Consider the following 19369-nt stretch of genomic DNA (forward strand, 5'->3'; position numbering starts at 1 on the left):
GCGGGGCTGTTGTGTTTCAGATCGCCTCGACCAAAAGTTTTTGCGCGATTTCCGCAAGGGCACGTTCCGGGTCAAGCCCCCGTGCGCGCAGGGCGTCGGCGGCCTCGGCCTCGATCACGCGCAATTCGGCCAAAGTTGTCTGAACATCATCAAGTTGCTGTTCCAGTTCGGTAATACGCTTGCGCCCGACCAGCATCAGATGCGCCAATTGTTCGCTACGTGTCCGGTCTGCGTCGTAAAGATCGATATATTCCTTGATATCTTCCAGCGAAAAGCCAAGGCGTTTGCCACGCAAAACCAGCACCAGACGGGCGCGGTCACGATAATTATAGACGCGGGTCGCCCCGGCGCGTTGCGGAGACAACAGACCCTTGGTTTCATAAAAACGGATGGCACGGGGTGTAATATCGAACTCTTCTGCCAGTTCGGTAATGCTGTAAAGTTTCTCGTTCATGTTCTTTTTCTTATAAATGAATGCAGGTGGCAAGCATCGCAACAACGCAACGTCAAAGTCAATAAATTTACGCTTACGTCATCACCGGACATCCCTGATTTAAGTTGACGTCCTTCATTGATCCTGGTCCGGGCATTCTTCAAAATTCCCGAAAAAACAGAAATATCGCTTGTATCCGATATGATTCAGGCCCATATCCGCCGGGTCTCTGGCGATGGTTCGTTCCATGACATTTGAAAAACTGCGTAATTGCCTTGTCTCAAAACACCGGAACCTTCTGTTCTGGGTATTGGCCTGTGCGCTGTTTTTGTCGGGTGCCAATGCCGGAATGCGTCAAGGGAACCTGATCCAGTTCAATGGCGCAGACACGCCACTGCATGGCATTCATCATAATGCCGGAATGCAACTGGCCCTTCTGCCCGGTGATGCCGCACGGATCATTTCAAACCCGACACGATTGATACCGGACCCTGCCACCGGGTCTTTGGCCGATACCAGCGATCCTGTCATCAGCCCTGCCGACCTGGTCTTGCGGCCCGCCCTTCGGCCTGTCGCAGCGGAATTGGCAGTTTCATCGGCACCCCATACAGCCGTTCACAGGCCTTTTTCTCAACGCGCCCCTCCGACCCGCATGTGACGACAACCGCCTTTCTGGCGGCTGATTTTCCTTTTTGAAATCGTCTCATCTTGCATGGCAGCCCGTCTGCCCGGAGTATTTTCATGCGAACGTCCAAATGGCGCATGGTGTCCTATGCCCTGATCCTGCTGATCGGGCTGATCACCGCCCTTCCCAATCTGTTTACTGCCGATCAACTGGCAAAATGGCCCGATTTTCTGCCAACCCGTCAGGTCGCCCTTGGACTTGATTTAAAGGGCGGGTCGCATCTTGTTCTGGAAATTGACACCAAGGCCATGATCGCCGAACGCCTGCAAGCTGCCAGCGACGAAGCCCGCAACGATTTGCGACAGGCCGGTATTCGCGGGCAAAATATCCGTACCGATGCCGATGGCCTGACCATCACCCTGCCCACCGGTGTTTCGCGTGATGACGGGCTTAAGGCGCTGGTCGCGGTGATCAGTTCATCGGTTGAAACCATCAAAAACACCCGGACACCGGAATTTACCCTGACCACCCCCAACAACAAGACCATCCACCTGACCCTGACCGAGGCAGGCATCCGCAATCGTGTCGATGCCGCCGCCCAGCAAAGCCTTGAAATCATCCGGCAACGTATTGATCAGGTCGGCGTCAGCGAACCAGGCATCCAGCGTATCGGCAGTGACCGCGTTCTGGTTCAGTTACCCGGCGTGCAGGACCCGTCACAGGTACGCACCCTGTTGGGCAGTACAGCGAAGATGAGCTTTCACCTGCTGGCCGATCAGGTTGATGCCAATAGCACAAATCCCGGACGCATCCCCACCGGAGTAATGATCCTGCCCGGCAATGATGGCACCAGCCGTTATGCCGTTGAAAAAACCGTCGCCCTTGGCGGTGATCATTTGACCGACGCCCATGCCGGTTTCAATCCCGAAACCCATGAACCGATTGTCTCTTTCCGGTTTGATACCAGTGGTTCTGCCCAGTTTGCCACCATAACGCGCGCCAATGTTGGCAAACCCTTTGCCATTGTTCTGGATGGCAAGGTCTTGAGCGCGCCGGTCATTCGCGAACCGATCACCGGTGGTTCCGGCCAGATCAGCGGCCATTTTTCAGTCGGTGAAACCGTCACGCTGTCTGCCCTTTTGCGTGCCGGGTCGCTACCCGCCCCGATGACCGTAATCGAAGAACGCACCGTTGGCCCGGATCTGGGCCGGGATGCCATTGAAATGGGGCTTTATACCGGGATCGCCGGTTTTGCACTGGTGGTCGCCCTGATGGTGTTTTTGTATGGTCGCTGGGGCATGATTGCCAATCTGGCATTGGGTATGAATGTGGTACTGACATTTGGCGTTCTCAGCCTCCTGGGTGCCACCCTGACCCTGCCCGGTATTGCCGGGATCATTCTGGGAATCGGGTTGGCGGTGGACGCCAATGTCCTGATCAATGAACGCATCCGCGAAGAAACACGCAAGGGGTTATCGGCCTTTGCCGCCCTGGATGCCGGCTTCAAACGGGCCTATGCCACGATTATTGATTCCAATGTCACCACCCTGATCGCCACCGCCCTGCTGTTCCAGTTCGGATCGGGACCGGTGCGCGGGTTTGCCATTACCATGGGGCTCGGCATTCTGATTTCAATGTTTACCGCCGTGGCCGTTGTGCGCGTTATCATGACGGAAATTGTCTGGCGCAAACGCATGAAGACCCTGCATATCGAACCGATGATGCGGATCTTCCCCGAAAAAACCAGCCTGTCCTTCATGAAGGCCCGTTTTTTTGGCATTGGCATGTCGATTATATTGTCGTTGGCATCTGTCGGATTATTCCTGAAACCGGGCCTGAATTACGGCGTTGATTTCAAAGGCGGCATTCAGATGGAAATCGCCAGCAATCCGGGCGATGGCTCTGCACCGGGCCTTACCACCCTGCGCGGTGCGCTGGATCAGCTTGGGCTGGGTGAAATCAGTTTGCAGGATATCGGCACTGACAATCACACCCTGATCCGGGTAGAGCGGCAACCGGGCGGGGAACTGGCCCAAACCGCCACGGTCGAGGCCCTGAAACAGGCGGTGCAAAAAATTGCCCCGGATGCCAGAATCGAACGCACCGAAGTCGTCGGCCCGAAAGTCAGTGGCGAACTGGCGACATCGGGATTAACCGCGGTGGTTTTGGCCTGTCTGGCGATGTTGGGATATATCTGGTGGCGGTTTGAATGGCCGTTTGCCGTCGGGGCGATTGTCACCCTGATACTCGATGTCACCAAGACCATCGGTTTTTTTGCCATTATGGGGCTGGATTTTAACCTGACGGCGATTGCCGCCTTGCTGACCCTGATCGGCTATTCGGTCAATGACAAGGTGGTGGTCTATGACCGGATGCGCGAAAATATGCGGTTGTTTCGCAAAAAAACGATGCGCGAAATTATTGATATGTCGATTAACCAGTCGCTGGCGCGGTGTGCTTTTACGTCCCTGACCACCCTGTTTGCCATGTTGCCGATGGCAATCTGGGGTGGCAGTGCGGTTGAAAGTTTTGCCGTGCCGATGGTGTTTGGCGTTTTGATCGCCACCACATCATCAATCTTTATCGCCGCCCCGATCCTTTTGTTTCTGCAAGACTGGCGCGCAAAGCACCGGGCAGAACAGACCGAAAGTGATGAAGATAACATCACCCTGCCAATTGCCGACCAGACCCGATAAAACCCCGACATGGCGAACGGTCAGGTCATACCCGTTCGCCATGTTCCACCGGCCAGTGGGCATGATGGCTGTCGATCACAAAGCGGTGCGTATGTACCACCGGCGGATGGTAATGTTTGTGGGGATGCGTATGCGCATCTTCGCCATCTGTCCCGTGTTCATGATGATGGTGCGGATCGTCATGGTCATGATCATGATTATGCCAGATACCTTCATGGGCATGGGTCAGTTCGAGGGGATCATGACGCGGCCAAAGCCGTAATGATCCTCCCACCGCCAGTAACGCCACCCCGCCTGACACCCAAAAGGCCGCCGCCAGGCCAAACCGGCTGCCGACCCACCCGGCCAGTAAATAGGCAAACAGCCAGCCGCCATGCGACAGGGCAAAATTGGCCGCAAAATAGGCCGGACGATCCCCGGCCCCGGCAGAACGTTGCACCAGACGCCCACCCGGCGTTTGCGCCACCGACATGCCGATCCCCGCAACGGTCCACGCCATTGCATAGGCCCAGACAACCTGCACCGTTGCCTGCGCCATGACCGAGGCTGCCAGTATCGCCAGACCGGCAAGCACCGCCCCGCCGGTCATCAGTTTACGTTCACCGATGTGATCGATAAACCGCGGCAATAACAGGGCGGCGGCCATGCTGCCGCCACCGGCGCAGGCCAGAAACACGGTGGTCAATTGTGCATCCCCATCCAAAAACGATCGGGTCAGAACAACTGTATTGACGATGATGATCGCCCCGACACACGACACAGCAAAATGCAGTGCCAACAACCCGCGCAAACGCGGCGTTTTCAAATAGGCAGACAGGCCAAAAATCGTATTGGCGTAAAATCCGCCTGGGCGGTCGGTGCGGGCCGCCGCCGGAACCGGGGTACCAAGGATCAGCAAGGCCGACACGACGAAGGTCAGACCGTTGATCAGAAACAGACTGTCATATTGCCAGAAGGCCAGCAGCACCGCGGCCATTACCGGACTGGCAAGACTTTCAAGATCATAGGCCAGTCGGGCCCAGGACAGACCTTTGGTATAGCTGGCCTCGTCAGTCAGGATATCGGGGATCAGCGCCTGAAAAACCGGCGTAAAGGCGGCAGATGCGGCATTGACGACAAAAACCAGCACAAAAACCTGCCAGATCTGATCGACGAAGGGTAAACACAACACGACCACAGCCCGGACCACATCCAGTCCGACCAGCCAGATTTTACGCGGCACCAGATGCGCCATTCCCCCGGCCACCGGTGCAATCACCAGATAAGCCACCATCTTGAGTGCCAGAACCGATCCCAGAATGGCCCCGGCCTGCCCACCGGCCAGATCATAGGCCAGCAACGACAACGCAACCGTCGTCAACCCCGTGCCGATCAGGGCCGTCACCTGGGCCGAAAACAAAGAACGGAAAGCGGAACTGGCAAAAGGAGTCATCGAGTCTGTCCTGTTTCACGTATGGCAAATGCCTGTTTGCATCCTATCGCAGGAAAACCGGTACGCCATTGGAATCTACAAGCTCTTGTGAATCATACGAATTTTATAAATTTATGATTTTATGTATTTCAAGGACTTGACGCTGTTTTCTCTGCCGCCTAGCGTCCTGCCATTCCGCATCGCGGTATCTTGACCGCATCCGCAAAACCGATTTTCAGGGAAGCTGTTTCATGACTCCTGCCAAAGGGTTGATCCAAACCGTCGCAATTTTCGCCGTAACGGCGTCACTCATCGCTCCTGCCCATGCCCATTTTCAGAAAATGGTGCCCAGCACCAATGTCGTGGATCCGTCCACCGGCCGCGATGTGACATTTGATCTGACCTTTACCCATCCGATGACTAATGGTCCGGCGATGAAAATGTCTGAACCGATTCAATTTGGCATGCAGCATGACGGTGTAAAAACCGATCTGAAATCCTCCCTGACGCCGAAACAGGTTGACGGAAAGACGGCTTTTGACGCCACGGTATCGCTGAAAAAACCCGGCGGTTATGCCTTTTTTGTTGAACCGGTTCCCTATTTTGAACCCTCCGAAGGCAAATTTATCATCCAATATACCAAAACCATCATTGATGCCTTTGCCGATGGCAGCGACTGGGACCAGATGGTCGGATTTCCGGTGGAAATCGAACCTCTGACCCGGCCCTATGGCATCTGGACCGGTAATATTTTCAGTGGTGTCGTCCGTCATAATGGCGATCCGGTTCCCTTTGCCGAAATCGAGGTCGAATATGCCAATGATGGCAGCATCACCCTGCCCAATGACAGTTTTTCAACGCAGGTGATCAAGGCCGATGGCAATGGCGTGTTTTCCTATGCCATGCCGCGCGGCGGCTGGTGGGCCTTTGCCGCCCTGATCGAAGACGGCACCATGCCGTCGCCGGAAAATGGCGAAGCGGTGCCAGTCGAACGCGGCGGTGTCATCTGGGTCAAAACAACAGATATGCCGTAGCCAATATCGTGAAAGCCCGACCCTTCCATGTCGGGCTTTCATACTTTTTGGGTATTAATATGATTTTCGGCCTTGCGGCTCTTGACTTTGTATCGCCTGCATCGCTAGTCTCCGCATCGGATAGAGGTGGTCCGGTATCTGATACCGGACGAAAAGGGAATTCGGTGCGATGGCGCAATGCCATTTATTCCGGGGCTGCCCCCGCAACTGTAAGTGAATGTGGTTTCCAACGGCCACTGGATGGCGCAACCATCTGGGAAGGCGGAAACCGGTCTCACGAGCCAGGAAACCTGCCCTGTCCAAAACTGCTGTACCGGGCGGGGTGTACCGGTGGAACGGCGCGGAAATGGCGTTTTGCGCGATTTCTCAACCTTTCCGCTTGCTTCCCGCATAACTCCTGTTTGCAAAGGGTTATGCCTTAAATGTTATTCAAACACATCAAAATCAGCCTGCTTTTTGGGGCCAGTATTTCCGTGCTGGCCGCATCACCGGCGACCGCACATTTTCAAACGCTCTATCCCTCCAGCAATATTGTCGATCCTTCAACCGGACGCGATGTCCGTTTCGATCTGTCTCTGACCCATCCGGGCACACAGGGTCCGGCAATGGAAATGGCCTTTCCGGCGCAATTCGGGTATATGCTGGACGGGAAAAACACCGATCTTCTGGATCAACTGACCCCAAAAACGGTTGACGGGCAATCCGCCTTTAGCGCCGAAATCTCGATCAAACGGCCCGGCGGTTATGTTTTTTACGTCGAACCGGCCCCCTATTACGAAAGTGCCGAAGAAAAATACATCATCCTTTACACCAAAACCGTAATCGACGCCTTTGGTGCCGGGGATAACTGGGATGCAATGGTTGGTTTCCCTGTCGAAATCGATCCCCTGACCCGGCCCTATGGTCTGTGGACCGGCAATCTGTTTCAGGGCATTGTCCGCCATAATGGCGATCCGGTGCCCTTTGCCGAAATCGAGGTCGAATTCGCCAATGACGGGTCGGTGTCCCTGCCCGGCGACAGTTTTGCCACCCAGATCGTCAAGGCCGATGGCAATGGTGTGTTTTCCTATGCCATGCCCCATGCCGGCTGGTGGGGCTTTGCCGCCCTGATCGAAGACGGCACCCTGAAGTCACCCGATGGTCAATCCGACCTGCCGGTTGAACGCGGTGGTGTGATCTGGGCTCACACATCGGATATGGATTGATCACAAACAGACCGGAGAAAGATGGTGCATATCGTTGATGGGGCTTTATCGACCGAAGTTGTCGCCACCGGGGCTGTCCTTGGGATTGCCGCCGTGGCCTATGGCCTGAAACGCATGGATATCGAAACCATGCCGCGCGTCGCTGTACTCAGCGCGGTGTTTTTCGTGGCGTCACTGGTCCATGTGCCGATTGGCCCTTCCAGCGTGCATCTGATCCTCAATGGCCTGACCGGATTGATGCTGGGCTGGGCGGCGTTTCCGGCCTTGCTGATTGCCTTGCTGTTGCAGGCGGTGTTTTTCGGGTTTGGTGGCCTGACTGTTTTGGGCATCAATACCGTCAATATCGCCCTGCCCGGCGTTCTGGTCTGGTTGGCCTTCGGCTTCATGTTGAACCGGGTCGATGGCAAATGGTTATGGGGGATCGGCTTTGCCGCCGGATCGCTGGCAATTGCCTTGACCAGTGTATTTGTCGGCATTTCCCTGGCACTGAGCGGACAGGAATTCATCCCTGCGGCCAAGCTGGTCTTTATTGCGCATGTGCCGGTGATGGTGGTTGAAGGGGTTTTGACCGCCGCCGCCCTTGTTTTGATTAAAAAAGTCCGTCCTGCCCTGCTCTCGCCGATGCAGGTTGCGGGCAGCCCGGCCTGAAAGGTTGTCTGGCATCATGCGTTATGTTGTTTTTCTGCTGGCTGCCCTGTCGGTTCTGTCACCACAGGCCGGATGGGCACACAGTTTCCATGTCTTTGCCCTTGGCGATGGCGACATCATCGAAGGATACGCCTATTTTGGCGGTGGCGGTCGCCCGCGCAATGCCGGTATCGAGGTGGTGGACGCCAATGGTACCGTTCTGTTTCAGGGCAGCACCAATAACGATGGTGAGTTTCTCTATCAGGTCGATCAGCGGCAGGATTATATCATTCGCGCCGATACCCATGACGGCCATGTCGCCGAATACGAAGTCGCCGCCGATGAATTGTCCGACAGCCTGCCTGCGGCCAAGGCCGACATCCCGGCCATCATCACCAGCCTGATCACCGACACAGCAAAACCGGCCCCGACCGTTGCATCGTCACCTGCTCTGGCATCGGGCACATCCCATTCCGGCATGGTGATGCTGGATCAGGACCAGCTTGCCGATCTGGTCAGTTCTGCCGTGGCCAAACAGGTGCGCCCGCTGCGTGAACAACTGGTATCCTATGAAGACAAGGTACGGTTTTCCGACATTCTGGGTGGCATTGGCTTTATCGTCGGGATTTTCGGGGCGTTCGTCTGGTGGCGCAGTCGCCCCGGCCAGTCATCGTGACCAATCACAAGGACCCGATGTGAGCGACAAACGCACCGTTCTGCAAACACATGACATATCCGGTCTGGCCGGGCGCTTTGACCCGCGCATGCGTTTGCTGGCGACCTTTTGCTTTGCCATTGCCGCCGTCGGCTTTTCAAGCTGGCAACCGCTGCTGGTGATGATTGGGCTGGCGGTGGCGATCAAAAGCACGTCCCGCCCGAACTGGCCGCGCACCTTGCGCATGGTGATGACAATGGATGGTTTCATCATTGTCATGTTGTTGATGTTGCCTTTCAGTTATCCGGGAACGCCGCTTTTTACCATTTTCGGATTTGTTGCATCTTATGAAGGTTTCCTGCGCGCTATTCTGATTGCGTTAAAAGCCAATGCCGTGATTTTCATGGTGCTGGCGCTGTTGGGCTCGCTGGATGCGGTAACACTGGGCCGCGCACTTGAATCGCTGCGTATTCCCAACAAACTGGTGCAGCTTTTCCTGTTCACCGTGCGCTATATCGACGTTCTGCACCGGGAATATCTGCGCCTGCGTCTGGCGATGCGGGCGCGGGCTTTTAAATTGCGCAGCAATATGCACACATGGCGCACGATCGGTTATTTGTTTGGCATGTTGCTGGTGCGCAGTTATGACCGCTCTGAACGCATTCTGGCAGCCATGAAATGCCGCGGCTATGACGGGCGGCTGCATCTGGGGGCGATGCCTGCGTTACAGGCCCGTGATGTCGGCTTTGCGGTTATGATGGCCTTCATTCTTGGGACAATCATCTGGATGGAATTTTTATGGCCGCCGCTGCTTTGATCCGGATGCGCAACATCCATTTTTCCTTTGTCAAAGAACGCCCTGTCCTGCGCGGCGCAAATCTGGATGTGTTTGCAGGCGAAAAAATTGCCCTTTCCGGCCCCAATGGCGCGGGAAAAACCACCCTGATTCATGCGATGATGGGCTTGATCCGCATCACGTCGGGCGAAATTGATATTTTTGGCAAACCATGCCGGAACGAGGATGATTTTCGTGCCATTCGCGGGCGGGTCGGGTTGCTGTTTCAGGATTCCGATGATCAGTTATTTTGCCCGACGGTTCTTGAAGACGTTGCCTTTGGCCCGCTTAATCTGGGCCATAGCCCGCTTGATGCCGATCAGATTGCCCGCAATATCCTGTCAAAACTCGGCCTTGAAGGGTTTGAAGATCGCATCACCTATCAGTTGTCGGGCGGGGAAAAGCGGCTGGTGGCATTGGCGACGGTTCTGGCGATGGAGCCGGAGGTCCTCTTGCTGGACGAGCCGACCAATGGTCTGGATGTCCATGTCGAACATCGATTGACCGGCATTTTAAAAAACCTGCCCCAGGCGATGGTGATTATTTCCCATGATCGCAATTTTCTGGATCAGGTCGCCACCCGTACCGTCAAACTGTCATCGGGCCAAATCACCGATCAGATCAGCAAGTCGGGCTGCACCAGCCGCGCCAAAAAGCAAGACACCCAATAAGGTTTTTCTGCCCCTTGCCGATCATGCGTCCTGCCCTTACCCTGCAAGCCGCAATTTTTGGAAAAGGGGCATGTTCATGAAACCCGAAACAATTCTGGTCTTCTGGTTCAAGGAACTTGAACCGGCACAGTGGTTCGTCAAGGATCTGGCATTTGACCGGCATATTCAGGAACGGTTTGCCGATTTTCACAGCGCGGCCTGCGCGGGTGAACTTTATCAATGGCGCAATACCATTCACGGCCGTCTGGCGGAAATCATCATTCTGGACCAGTTTTCCCGCAATATTTTCCGCGATCAGCCGCAATCCTTTGCCGCCGACCCGATGGCGCTGATGCTGGCGCAGGAAGCTGTGGCGCAGAAACTCGATACCCGCCTGACCAAACCGGCAGAAAAGGCATTTTTATATATGCCCTATATGCATTCGGAATCGGAAATCATCCACGATGTCGCCCTGAAACTGTTCGGTCAGCCGGGGCTTGAGGATAAACTGGATTACGAAGTGAAGCATAAACGCATCATTGACCGTTTCGGACGTTATCCGCACCGCAATGCCATTCTCGGGCGGGTTTCCACGCCCGAAGAAATAGCGTTTTTACAAGAACCAGGTTCGTCGTTCTGATCAAAGATCGGTGTCGCGGTTCTGCCACCAGCTTTCAACAAGGCTTTCGGCCTCGTCAACATATTCGGCCTTTCCGGCCAAAAAGGCGCCCATTGCCGCACTGCCCTTGATTTTGGCGATAGCCGCCGGATCATTGGTTTTTCCCTGCCATACCGACAGGAAATAATCCATCTTCACCGGGCCGGTATCCTCATCGGGCTTGTCCACCCGGTTCAACAAGGCAGGCCAACGCAGATCGGATAACTCGCCCTTGTCAAGCAACCGCAGATCGACATGCTTGAACGGGGTGCGTTCGGCCTCGCCGCCGCCGCCCTTGATCACGCCAATACGCGGCAGGGCAAGCAATTTGCCGGTTTCGCGATGGATATCAAGAAACGCCGGATGAAACACCCCCAAAAACGCCGCCCGTGCCTGTAACGGGTTCATCAGGCGCAACAGGGTATTGACCGGGGTGCGCAACCCCAAAAGCGGACGTAAACCAATCAGTTCCTGCAATTTCGCATGGATATGACGTAACGGCAGATAGGCAATGCCCCGGGACGCGATATCAGACCGCGCTTCTTCGGCTGACATGGCAATCGGCAGGCCCAGCGCCTTGAATGCCGCCTCGGCCCCGATGCCATTGACCAGATGCGAATTGTAACCATGCATCAGGATCGGCACGCCATTGCGCGACAATAACAATGCCGACAACACATACCACGGCAGGCCACGGCTTTTGCCTGCGGCATAAGACGGCCAGTCCAGCATCGGATGGCAGGCTGCCGGGATATCGCTGTCATCAGGTTCAAGACGGGCAATATCGCGTACCGCCTCAATCATTCCGGCCAGTTCTTCGGGTGTTTCCGCCCGATACCGCAACATCAGCAGGAATGCACCAAGTTGAATCGGTTCAACCTCGTCGCGCAGGATCATCGAAAAGGCGTCGAATGCCTCCTTGCGGGTCAGCGTCCGCGACCGCCCCGGCCCCCGAAAGAAATGCCGTAAATACACGGAAAACGGGTGGGCTTCGGGCAGGACATTATCCTCGTCCGACAGGTCGAGATGGTCTTCGCTCATCAAATCGCTCGCTTTGATTACAGATCAGTCATGCTTGCGGGTGAAAACCCATTCATTATCGCGGCTCAGATCATCGCGATAGGTGTAGCCGTCACGATTGAAATCTTTCAGATCCTGCGGGTTTTCGATCCGGTTGTCGATCATGAACCGCGCCATCATACCACGGGCTCGCTTGGCCGAAAACCCGATGACTTTGGCCGTATTGCCTTTGACTTCCTGAAAGACCGGCGTCAAAACCGGCCCGGCAAGCATGCCGGTTTTGACCGACTTGAAATATTCACCCGATGCCAGATTAACAAGGGTGCGGTCTTTGTGGTTCCCGGTGGTTCTGTTGATTTCACCGGCAATTTTTTCGCCCCAAAAGGCATACAGATCCTTGCCACGCGGATTGGCAAGGCGGGTACCCATTTCCAGACGATAAGGCTGCATCAAATCTCGCGGGCGCAACAGGCCATACAGGCCCGACAACATCCGAAAATGGTTTTCCGCCCAATCCAGATCATCGGGTTTCATTGTATCGGCATCAAGCCCGATATAGGTATCACCGCGAAAGGCATAAACCGCCGGTTTGGCATTATGCCGGTCAAAGGGGATCGAAAATGCCTGAAATCGCTGATGATTCAGATCGGCCAGATTTTCGCTGATTCCCATCAAATTCATCAGATCACGACGGGTTTTCTGACGCGCGACCTTGATCAATTCCCCCGCATCTTCCAGAAAAACCGGTTGGGAAACCGCCATTTCCGGCGCTGCATTTTCAAAATCCAGCTTCTTGGCCGGGGACACAACAGCAAGCATTCAATCTGCCTCTTCTCTTTCATCTCGGATCATTTTGTCGTAACAAGCCACAAGCCTTATGGGAAAGTCCAGTGTCTTCCCCATATTTTCCCTATTTTGCCCATTTCCGGCCCGGCAATCCCGGCCGGACAGAAAGGAAAAATCATGAGTGAACAGGTTCGCGCTTCGCACATCCTGCTGATGTATGCCGGTTCGGCACGGTCCAGCGCCACCCGCAGCAAGGATGACGCCCTGACAGAAATCAATGCGCTGAAACAAAAGATCAATGACGGTGCCGATTTTGCCGAACTCGCCAAGGTCAATTCCGATTGCCCGTCCGGCCAGCAGGGTGGCGATCTTGGCTTTTTTGGTCGCGGTATGATGGTGCCGGAATTTGATGCCGCCGCCTTTACGATGGAAGTCGGCACCACCTCTGACGTGGTGGAAACCGATTTCGGCTATCATTTGCTGCACCGTACCGCCTGATTTTATCAGACGCACAAAATCAAAGGTCTGCAATGCGTTGCAGACCTTTTCTATTTTCAGAAATCAACAATCGGCGCATCAAGTTCATAGCCGCCCTTGTGATCCTCGACCTCCAGCACCCAGATATCGCGATCAAAGGAAATCTGTCGGGCGCAATAATCGTCACAGGCCGCCTCGGTTTCTCGCCCGCCTTCCGGCCCGCCCGCCACCTGCATCCAGCCCAGATCACCATCAAGCGTGGTCACGCGCGAATACACATAACAGCCACGGTCAAACCGGTTGAGTTTCAGCAACACCGCCCCGGCATCCTCGTTGCCTTTGTGCGCCACCATTGCCGTGATCAGCCGGGCCTGACAAATGGCAATCTGCCCGCGCACCCATATCCCGGCCTTCAGCCTTGGTTGCGTCATAGGCCATCCCGCCCGGCGGTAACATTTTCAGGCATGCACAAGATCAGATTGGCATTGGGGCAAATGCTTTCCCAGATATCCCATTCCGAAGGCCGGGCGGCACCGAAATAATCACCTGCACGATCCAGAAGGTCAAAAATAATCTGGAAATGCAAATGCGGAATCCAGTCGCCATTGATCGGGAAATCGCCAAATTCACATAGCTTTTCACCCTTGCCAAACACCCTGCCCGGCTTCAACCCGATCAGGGATTCCCGGCTGAGATGACCATACAATGTCCAGAACCGCACCCCCGGCTCAGGATTATGTTCCATAATGATGGTCGGGCCGTAATCCAGCGGCAGGTTATTGTCGGCAAAACTGTGAACCACGCCTTCCAGCGGCATGAAAACCGGGGTGCCCGCCGCCAGAAACAGATCAATGCCCAGATGCTGGCTGCGTGCCTCGCCGCCTTTGGTGAATTGCGGGGATTGATAACAGACACGATCCTCGCGATACCGCCCGACACCCACCGGCGCCCCGGCCTGCGCCATCTGATCGAACATGATTTCCGTCTGGCGGGCCGGGTCGCTGTCGCCACCAATCACCACATCGCCATTGCGGCTGAAATCATAGACAATTTTACGGCATCGGGTCAGATCATGGGTCAGGACCGAGGCAAAATCGCCCTGATGATCCATGATCCACTGGCGCAGATTTTGCGCATCGGGCAACGCTTCTTCGCCGCGTGCATGACGTTCGACATAGCGGGCAAAACGCTGATCGGCTGGCAAGGGGGCGATAACGGTCACGTTGGCGGCTCCGGCAAAGAAAAAGGCAGGGTGTTACCCCTGCCCGTGATCACCAGTTGGTGACTTCGTATTCGCAGGCGATATCGTCATCGTCGGTATCGGTCAGCGCCACGGTCAGGCGGCGCATCTGCGGGTTAAAGCGTTTGACAAAGTTCAACAGTAACAGGGCTTCTTCGCTCAGTTCACCGGCATCTTCGTCATCGTCATCAAGTTCGCACAGCTCGACCAGTTCCAGAAACAGGGCGGCCAGTGCACGTTTGACATCTTCGCCGCCCTTAAGGCCGCCGGTCAATTCACCCAGCGGTGCCAAATCAACATCCAGTTGGCGCAGGGTTTTGCTCATCTGTTTGATGGCGTCTTCATCCAGCACCATTTCAGCGGCAATCATATGGGTGCCGATTTCATTGATGTTCAAATAGCCGACAAACTCGAACAGATCGTCCCTGCTGCGCCCTTCGGCGATCAGTTGATCGGTATTGGCTTCAAAATCAGCCAGTTCAAGGTCTTCGTCGAGTTCATCATCGATATCGTTGTCGTGGTCGCTCATCGGGCACACTCCAGTGAAAATTTGCGCCGCTGATACCCTTTATCGGTCACAAAAACAACCCGTCGCCAACATAAGGTACGAAAACAGCCTTTTATCGCGACAGTTTTCGTTATAATCGCTTTTGTTCGCCTTGCGAAGACCATCACGACTTCAAGGCATTAACTGGCCCTTTTGAACGGAATGAACGATGCCCCAATTTACATTGCTTGATCTTGCCGCTCTGGGTTGGGCCTTTTTATGGTGGATCGGTTATACAATTTTTGCCGATGTCGGGCCGCGTCGCCGCAACAGCATTTCCGCCCATATGGCGCGCAATCGCCATCGCTGGATGGAACAGATGCTGTTGCGCAATATCCGGATGGTCGATACCTCGATCGCCGGAAACCTGATCACCGGCATCAGTTTCTTTTCATCGACAACCATTCTGGTGCTGGTCGGTCTGGCCGCCCTGATGGGATATACCGACAAGGCACTGCAAACCATTTCCGCCCTGCCCTATGCCTCGCCAACCACGGCGGCGGTCTGGGAATGCAAGGTGATCTTGCTGGTGCTGATTTTCATTTATGCCTTTTTCAAATTTACCTGGGCATTCAGGCTGTCAAATTATTGTTCGATCCTGATTGGTGCCGCCCCCGATGCCGATCATCCCGATGCGGCGCGTGCCGCCGCCAAGGCATCACGCATGAGCATGATGTCCGCCCATCATTTCAATCGCGGCATTCGCGCCTATTTCTTTGCCCTTGCCGCTGTGGCGTGGTTTTACCACCCGGTTGCCTTTATCGTCTGTGCAACATGGGTCGTAATTATCCTTTATAACCGCGAATTCCGGTCACATGCGCTCGATATCCTTGCCGGACGACATTAACGCTTATTGTACCGGGCGGATTTTGTCCCGGCGCAGTTTGATGGCATAGCCTGCCACCACCATCATCACCAGACCAATCGGCAACAAAGCCGACAGCAACAAGGTTGCCCAGCCGCCTGTCGCATAGATCGTCCCGGCTGATAGCGACGCCACAGCGACGGTGCCAAACACCACAAATTCGTTGATTGCCTGTACCTTGCCCTGCTCGGCGGGGCGATAATTTTCCGTCAGAAACGATGTGGCACCGACAAACATAAAATTCCAGCCAATCCCCAACAGTACCAGTGACGGCCAGAAGTTGGTCAAAAGATCAATCCCGGCCAGACCAAAGGCCAGACAGACCAGATTGAAAACCGCCCCGATCTGAATGATCGTCATGGCACCAAAACGCCGGATCAGATGGCCGGTAAAAAATCCCGGCGCATACATGCCCACCACATGCCACTGAATGATAAAAGCCGCATCGCCAAAGGCATAATTGCAATCGAGAATCGCAAGCGGGGTTGCCGTCATGATAAAAGTCATCACCGCATACCCCAATGCACCCGCGATCATTGCGACAATCACGGCAGGCTGTTTTAAAATCATGGATGTCGGGCGGGCGGCTTCGTGATGGACAACCCCGCGTGTATCGGTCAATCGCAGCATCCCGATGGCGGCAAACAGCAAAACCTGCAACCCCAATAGAGCAAGGAAAGTTCCCAGAAACGGCAATGTTTCAAACCATCCACGGCCATAACTGGCAAGATTGGGGCCAACAAAAGCCGCCGCCACCCCGCCCAGCATGGTCAGGGAAATCGCGCGGGACCGGAATTCCGGCGGGGCGGCCTCGGCAGCAGCAAAACGGTATTGCATCGCAATGGCATTCGCCGCCCCCAGACAGGCCGTCGCCGCACAAATCATCCAGAAATTACCCTCATAAACCCCGGCCATTCCGGCAATCGCCCCGATGGCACCGATCCCGGCCCCGGCGCTGAATCCGGCACGTCGACCATATCGTTTCATCAAAAGGGCCGATGGCGCGGTGGACAGCATCATGGCGATCATGGTGAAGGCTACCGGCAGGGTCGATATCGATTTATCCGGGGCCAGAGTATAGCCAATCACCGCAGCAACGGTAAAAAGCAACGACATCGAACTGGCAGACAGGGCAACACACAGGCACAAAACCAGAATATTGCGGCGAACTTCGGGGCTGGACATCGGATTTGGGGCTCCGTGACGGGCGGGCGGGTGGCGGGAATTTCACAATCTTGCGAAGGATGGAACAGATATCGGGCAAATCAGGTACTTCCGGGTTGCTCTTGCCCGATGAATTGTTATATTGGCCTTGTAACAAACGGGAAAGCATCAATGTACGGCAAGGCCGACAAAAGATGGATGAACAGCATGATCAATGTGCGCCAATCTGGCGGCACAACCGGCTGTGCCATGCCCGTCATCGCTTTTTTAAAAGAGCGAACTTGACCCCATCCGAAATATCGTTTTCCTGTGCATGCCTCCCGCCGTCACTTGCGGGAACAAGATGCGCCTTCATTTGCCCGCAGATTAAGCAGAGTTGAACACAACATGATTGCCCTGACGCTTCCGGACGGCGCTGTTCGTCAATTCGATGGTCCTGTTTCCGGTCTTGACGTTGCCAAAAGCATTGGCAGTTCGCTGGCCAAAAAGGCCCTTGCCGTCAAATATAATGGTGAGGTCCGCGACCTTGCCCGCCTGATCGAAGCCGACGGCACCCTTGAAATCGTCACCAAGGGCCATCCCGAAGCCCTGCCGCTGATGCGTCATGATTGCGCCCATGTGATGGCCGAGGCGGTTCAGGAACTGTATCCCGATACGCAGGTCACCATCGGACCGTCGATTGAAAACGGTTTCTATTACGATTTTGCCCGCAAAACGCCCTTCACGCCTGACGATCTGGTCCGGATTGAAAAGCGGATGAAGGAAATTGTTGATCGTAACGAAACGATTGAACGCGAAGTCTGGGACCGCAACGAGGCAATCAAATTTTTCCTCGACAAGGGCGAATCCTACAAGGCCGAAATCATCCGTGATTTGCCGGAAACCGAAACCATTACCTGCTATCGTCAGGGTAATTTCATCGATCTGTGCCGCGGGCCACACATGCCTTCAACCGCCAAACTTGGCAAGGCCTTCAAACTGATGAAGGTTGCCGGGGCCTATTGGCGCGGCAATTCCGATAACGAGATGCTGCAACGGATTTACGGCACCTGCTGGGAAGATGACGAACAGCTTAACGCCTATCTGCATATGCTGGAAGAAGCCGAAAAACGCGACCATCGTCGTCTGGGCCGCGAAATGGACCTGTTCCATATGCAGGAAGAAGCACAAGGGTCGGTTTTCTGGCATGCGCGTGGTCTGACGCTGTATCGCGCCATTGAAAATTATATCCGAGAACGCCTGGACGCCGCCGGTTATCAGGAAGTGCGCACGCCGCAACTGGTGGATCGTGTTCTGTGGGAAAAATCCGGTCATTGGGAAAAATTCCGCGAAAACATGTTCACCACGGCACCTGACAGTGACGAAAAAGTTCTGGCGCTTAAACCCATGAACTGCCCGTGCCATGTCCAGATTTTCCGCATGGGCAGCAAATCCTACCGCGATTTGCCGTTGCGAATGGCGGAATTTGGCTGTTGCCATCGCAATGAACCATCCGGCGGCTTGCATGGCATCATGCGGGTGCGTCAGTTCATTCAGGACGATGCGCATATTTTCTGTACCGAAGACCAGATTATCTCGGAAACCAAGATTTTCTGTGATCTTCTGAAATCCGTTTACAAGGATTTCGGCTTTACCGACGTCGTTGTGAAATTCTCCGACCGTCCGGAAATTCGTGCCGGATCGGATGAAATCTGGGACAAGGCGGAAAATGCCTTGCGGGTCGCAGCCGAAGAAGCGGGCCTGAAACTGGAAATCAATCCGGGCGAAGGCGCGTTTTACGGCCCCAAACTGGAATTCGTGCTGCGCGATGCCATTGGTCGTGACTGGCAATGCGGCACGCTTCAGGCCGACTTTGTTTTGCCCGAACGTCTGGATGCCAGCTATATGGGCGAAGATGGTGAAAAACACCGTCCCGTCATGCTGCACCGGGCGCTTCTGGGGTCGCTGGAACGTTTCATCGGCATTCTGATTGAAAACTATGCCGGTCGCCTGCCTTTGTGGCTGTCGCCGGTACATGCGGTGATTTGTTCGATCACCAACGAAGCCGATGATTATGCCCGCGAAGTTCACGCCTTGCTGGCATCAAAGGGCCTGCGGGTTGAACTTGACCTGCGCAACGAGAAAATCAGCTACAAGGTGCGGGAACACAGCCATGCAAAAATTCCGCTGATCCTCGCCCTTGGCAAACGGGAATCCGAAGAACGCACGGCATCTGTCCGCCGTCTTGGCTTTGCCCATCCGAAAACCTTTGGCATTGATGGTCTGGCGGAAAACATGACTGCCGAAATCCGTAACCGGCTTATCGAACCGGATTTCTGATCAATCCAGCCCATACCACAAAAAGCCCGCTGAAAATCCCGGCGGGCTTTTTTGCATCACTTACATCATAATTTCGCCTGTTTTGGCCTTCACCAATTTGTTACAGGTCGCTTGTAAGGTCT

At 54.9% G+C, this 19369-nt stretch carries 20 protein-coding genes and 1 riboswitch; of the genes, 12 read left to right on the plus strand and 8 right to left on the minus strand.

Going from position 1 to position 19369, the window contains the following annotated elements:
• Positions 1–16 precede the first annotated feature (16 nt).
• Positions 17–454, minus strand: coding sequence for a MerR family DNA-binding transcriptional regulator (locus Q8O73_RS07760; RefSeq protein ID WP_305557123.1), 438 nt, complete (start codon positions 452–454; stop codon positions 17–19).
• Between the two features lie 226 nt (positions 455–680).
• On the opposite strand from Q8O73_RS07760, the gene Q8O73_RS07765 reads away from it, so the two are divergent.
• Together Q8O73_RS07765 and secD are read left to right on the plus strand one after the other, a co-directional pair.
• Complete coding sequence (locus tag Q8O73_RS07765; protein WP_305557124.1) at positions 681–1091, plus strand: hypothetical protein; 411 nt, start codon at positions 681–683, stop codon at positions 1089–1091.
• 83 nt (positions 1092–1174) lie between these two features.
• Positions 1175–3754 (plus strand): protein translocase subunit SecD, encoded by a 2580-nt coding sequence (secD, locus tag Q8O73_RS07770; RefSeq protein WP_305557127.1) that lies wholly within the window; start codon positions 1175–1177, stop codon positions 3752–3754.
• A 25-nt stretch (positions 3755–3779) separates the two neighbouring features.
• Here the strand turns inward: secD and Q8O73_RS07775 are convergent, their stop codons facing one another.
• Entirely contained in the window at positions 3780–5186 is a 1407-nt protein-coding gene (locus Q8O73_RS07775; protein ID WP_305557130.1) for an MFS transporter, read from the minus strand.
• Positions 5187–5416: 230 nt separating this feature from the next.
• Here Q8O73_RS07775 and Q8O73_RS07780 point away from each other — a divergent pair, with 230 nt between their 5' ends.
• The 7 genes from Q8O73_RS07780 (at position 5417) to Q8O73_RS07810 (ending at position 10811) form a co-directional block, all read left to right on the plus strand.
• Positions 5417–6199 carry a DUF4198 domain-containing protein gene (locus tag Q8O73_RS07780; RefSeq protein ID WP_305557133.1) on the plus strand — a complete coding sequence of 261 codons (783 nt, stop codon included), beginning with the start codon at positions 5417–5419 and terminating at the stop codon, positions 6197–6199.
• 115 nt (positions 6200–6314) lie between these two features.
• A riboswitch (cobalamin riboswitch) is annotated at positions 6315–6512 on the plus strand.
• A 109-nt stretch (positions 6513–6621) separates the two neighbouring features.
• The gene (locus Q8O73_RS07785) at positions 6622–7404 is read left to right on the plus strand and encodes a DUF4198 domain-containing protein (protein WP_305557136.1); all 783 of its coding nucleotides are present in this window, start codon (positions 6622–6624) and stop codon (positions 7402–7404) included.
• A 21-nt stretch (positions 7405–7425) separates the two neighbouring features.
• The gene (gene cbiM, locus Q8O73_RS07790) at positions 7426–8052 is read left to right on the plus strand and encodes a cobalt transporter CbiM (protein ID WP_305557139.1); all 627 of its coding nucleotides are present in this window, start codon (positions 7426–7428) and stop codon (positions 8050–8052) included.
• 16 nt (positions 8053–8068) lie between these two features.
• Entirely contained in the window at positions 8069–8707 is a 639-nt protein-coding gene (locus tag Q8O73_RS07795) for a hypothetical protein (protein ID WP_305557142.1), read from the plus strand.
• A gap of 19 nt (positions 8708–8726) precedes the next feature.
• On the plus strand, positions 8727–9503 hold the full coding sequence (cbiQ, locus tag Q8O73_RS07800) for a cobalt ECF transporter T component CbiQ (protein WP_305557145.1): 777 nt from the start codon (positions 8727–8729) through the stop codon (positions 9501–9503).
• Positions 9485–10192 (plus strand): energy-coupling factor ABC transporter ATP-binding protein, encoded by a 708-nt coding sequence (locus Q8O73_RS07805; RefSeq protein ID WP_305557148.1) that lies wholly within the window; start codon positions 9485–9487, stop codon positions 10190–10192. Before cbiQ ends, Q8O73_RS07805 begins: the two co-directional genes overlap by 19 nt.
• 76 nt (positions 10193–10268) lie before the next feature.
• On the plus strand, positions 10269–10811 hold the full coding sequence (locus Q8O73_RS07810) for a DUF924 family protein (RefSeq protein WP_305557151.1): 543 nt from the start codon (positions 10269–10271) through the stop codon (positions 10809–10811).
• Here Q8O73_RS07810 and Q8O73_RS07815 read toward each other — a convergent pair whose 3' ends face one another.
• Both Q8O73_RS07815 and yaaA read right to left on the minus strand, forming a co-directional pair.
• Positions 10812–11870 carry a glycosyl transferase family protein gene (locus Q8O73_RS07815; protein WP_305557154.1) on the minus strand — a complete coding sequence of 353 codons (1059 nt, stop codon included), beginning with the start codon at positions 11868–11870 and terminating at the stop codon, positions 10812–10814. It lies immediately after the preceding gene.
• A gap of 24 nt (positions 11871–11894) precedes the next feature.
• Complete coding sequence (yaaA, locus tag Q8O73_RS07820) at positions 11895–12668, minus strand: peroxide stress protein YaaA (RefSeq protein WP_305557157.1); 774 nt, start codon at positions 12666–12668, stop codon at positions 11895–11897.
• A 144-nt stretch (positions 12669–12812) separates the two neighbouring features.
• On the opposite strand from yaaA, the gene Q8O73_RS07825 reads away from it, so the two are divergent.
• Positions 12813–13133, plus strand: coding sequence for a peptidylprolyl isomerase (locus Q8O73_RS07825; protein WP_305557160.1), 321 nt, complete (start codon positions 12813–12815; stop codon positions 13131–13133).
• A gap of 56 nt (positions 13134–13189) precedes the next feature.
• Here Q8O73_RS07825 and Q8O73_RS07830 read toward each other — a convergent pair whose 3' ends face one another.
• The 3 genes from Q8O73_RS07830 to Q8O73_RS07840 are packed head-to-tail and all read right to left on the minus strand — an operon-like array spanning position 13190 to position 14881.
• The gene (locus Q8O73_RS07830; RefSeq protein ID WP_305557162.1) at positions 13190–13543 is read right to left on the minus strand and encodes a DUF1491 family protein; all 354 of its coding nucleotides are present in this window, start codon (positions 13541–13543) and stop codon (positions 13190–13192) included.
• Complete coding sequence (locus Q8O73_RS07835) at positions 13540–14334, minus strand: peptidoglycan DD-metalloendopeptidase family protein (protein ID WP_305557165.1); 795 nt, start codon at positions 14332–14334, stop codon at positions 13540–13542. Before Q8O73_RS07835 ends, Q8O73_RS07830 begins: the two co-directional genes overlap by 4 nt.
• 49 nt (positions 14335–14383) lie before the next feature.
• On the minus strand, positions 14384–14881 hold the full coding sequence (locus tag Q8O73_RS07840; protein WP_305557168.1) for a hypothetical protein: 498 nt from the start codon (positions 14879–14881) through the stop codon (positions 14384–14386).
• A 187-nt stretch (positions 14882–15068) separates the two neighbouring features.
• Here Q8O73_RS07840 and Q8O73_RS07845 point away from each other — a divergent pair, with 187 nt between their 5' ends.
• Positions 15069–15746: a DUF599 domain-containing protein gene (locus tag Q8O73_RS07845; RefSeq protein WP_305557171.1), complete on the plus strand. Its 678-nt coding sequence runs from the start codon at positions 15069–15071 to the stop codon at positions 15744–15746.
• Between the two features lie 3 nt (positions 15747–15749).
• Here the strand turns inward: Q8O73_RS07845 and Q8O73_RS07850 are convergent, their stop codons facing one another.
• The gene (locus Q8O73_RS07850; protein WP_305557174.1) at positions 15750–16949 is read right to left on the minus strand and encodes an MFS transporter; all 1200 of its coding nucleotides are present in this window, start codon (positions 16947–16949) and stop codon (positions 15750–15752) included.
• Positions 16950–17315: 366 nt separating this feature from the next.
• Here Q8O73_RS07850 and thrS point away from each other — a divergent pair, with 366 nt between their 5' ends.
• Entirely contained in the window at positions 17316–19247 is a 1932-nt protein-coding gene (gene thrS / locus Q8O73_RS07855) for a threonine--tRNA ligase (protein ID WP_305557177.1), read from the plus strand.
• Positions 19248–19369 lie beyond the last annotated feature (122 nt).

It is taken from the genome of Thalassospira sp., from assembly GCF_030690045.1.
In the GTDB taxonomy this organism is placed as follows: Bacteria; Pseudomonadota; Alphaproteobacteria; order Rhodospirillales; family Thalassospiraceae; genus Thalassospira.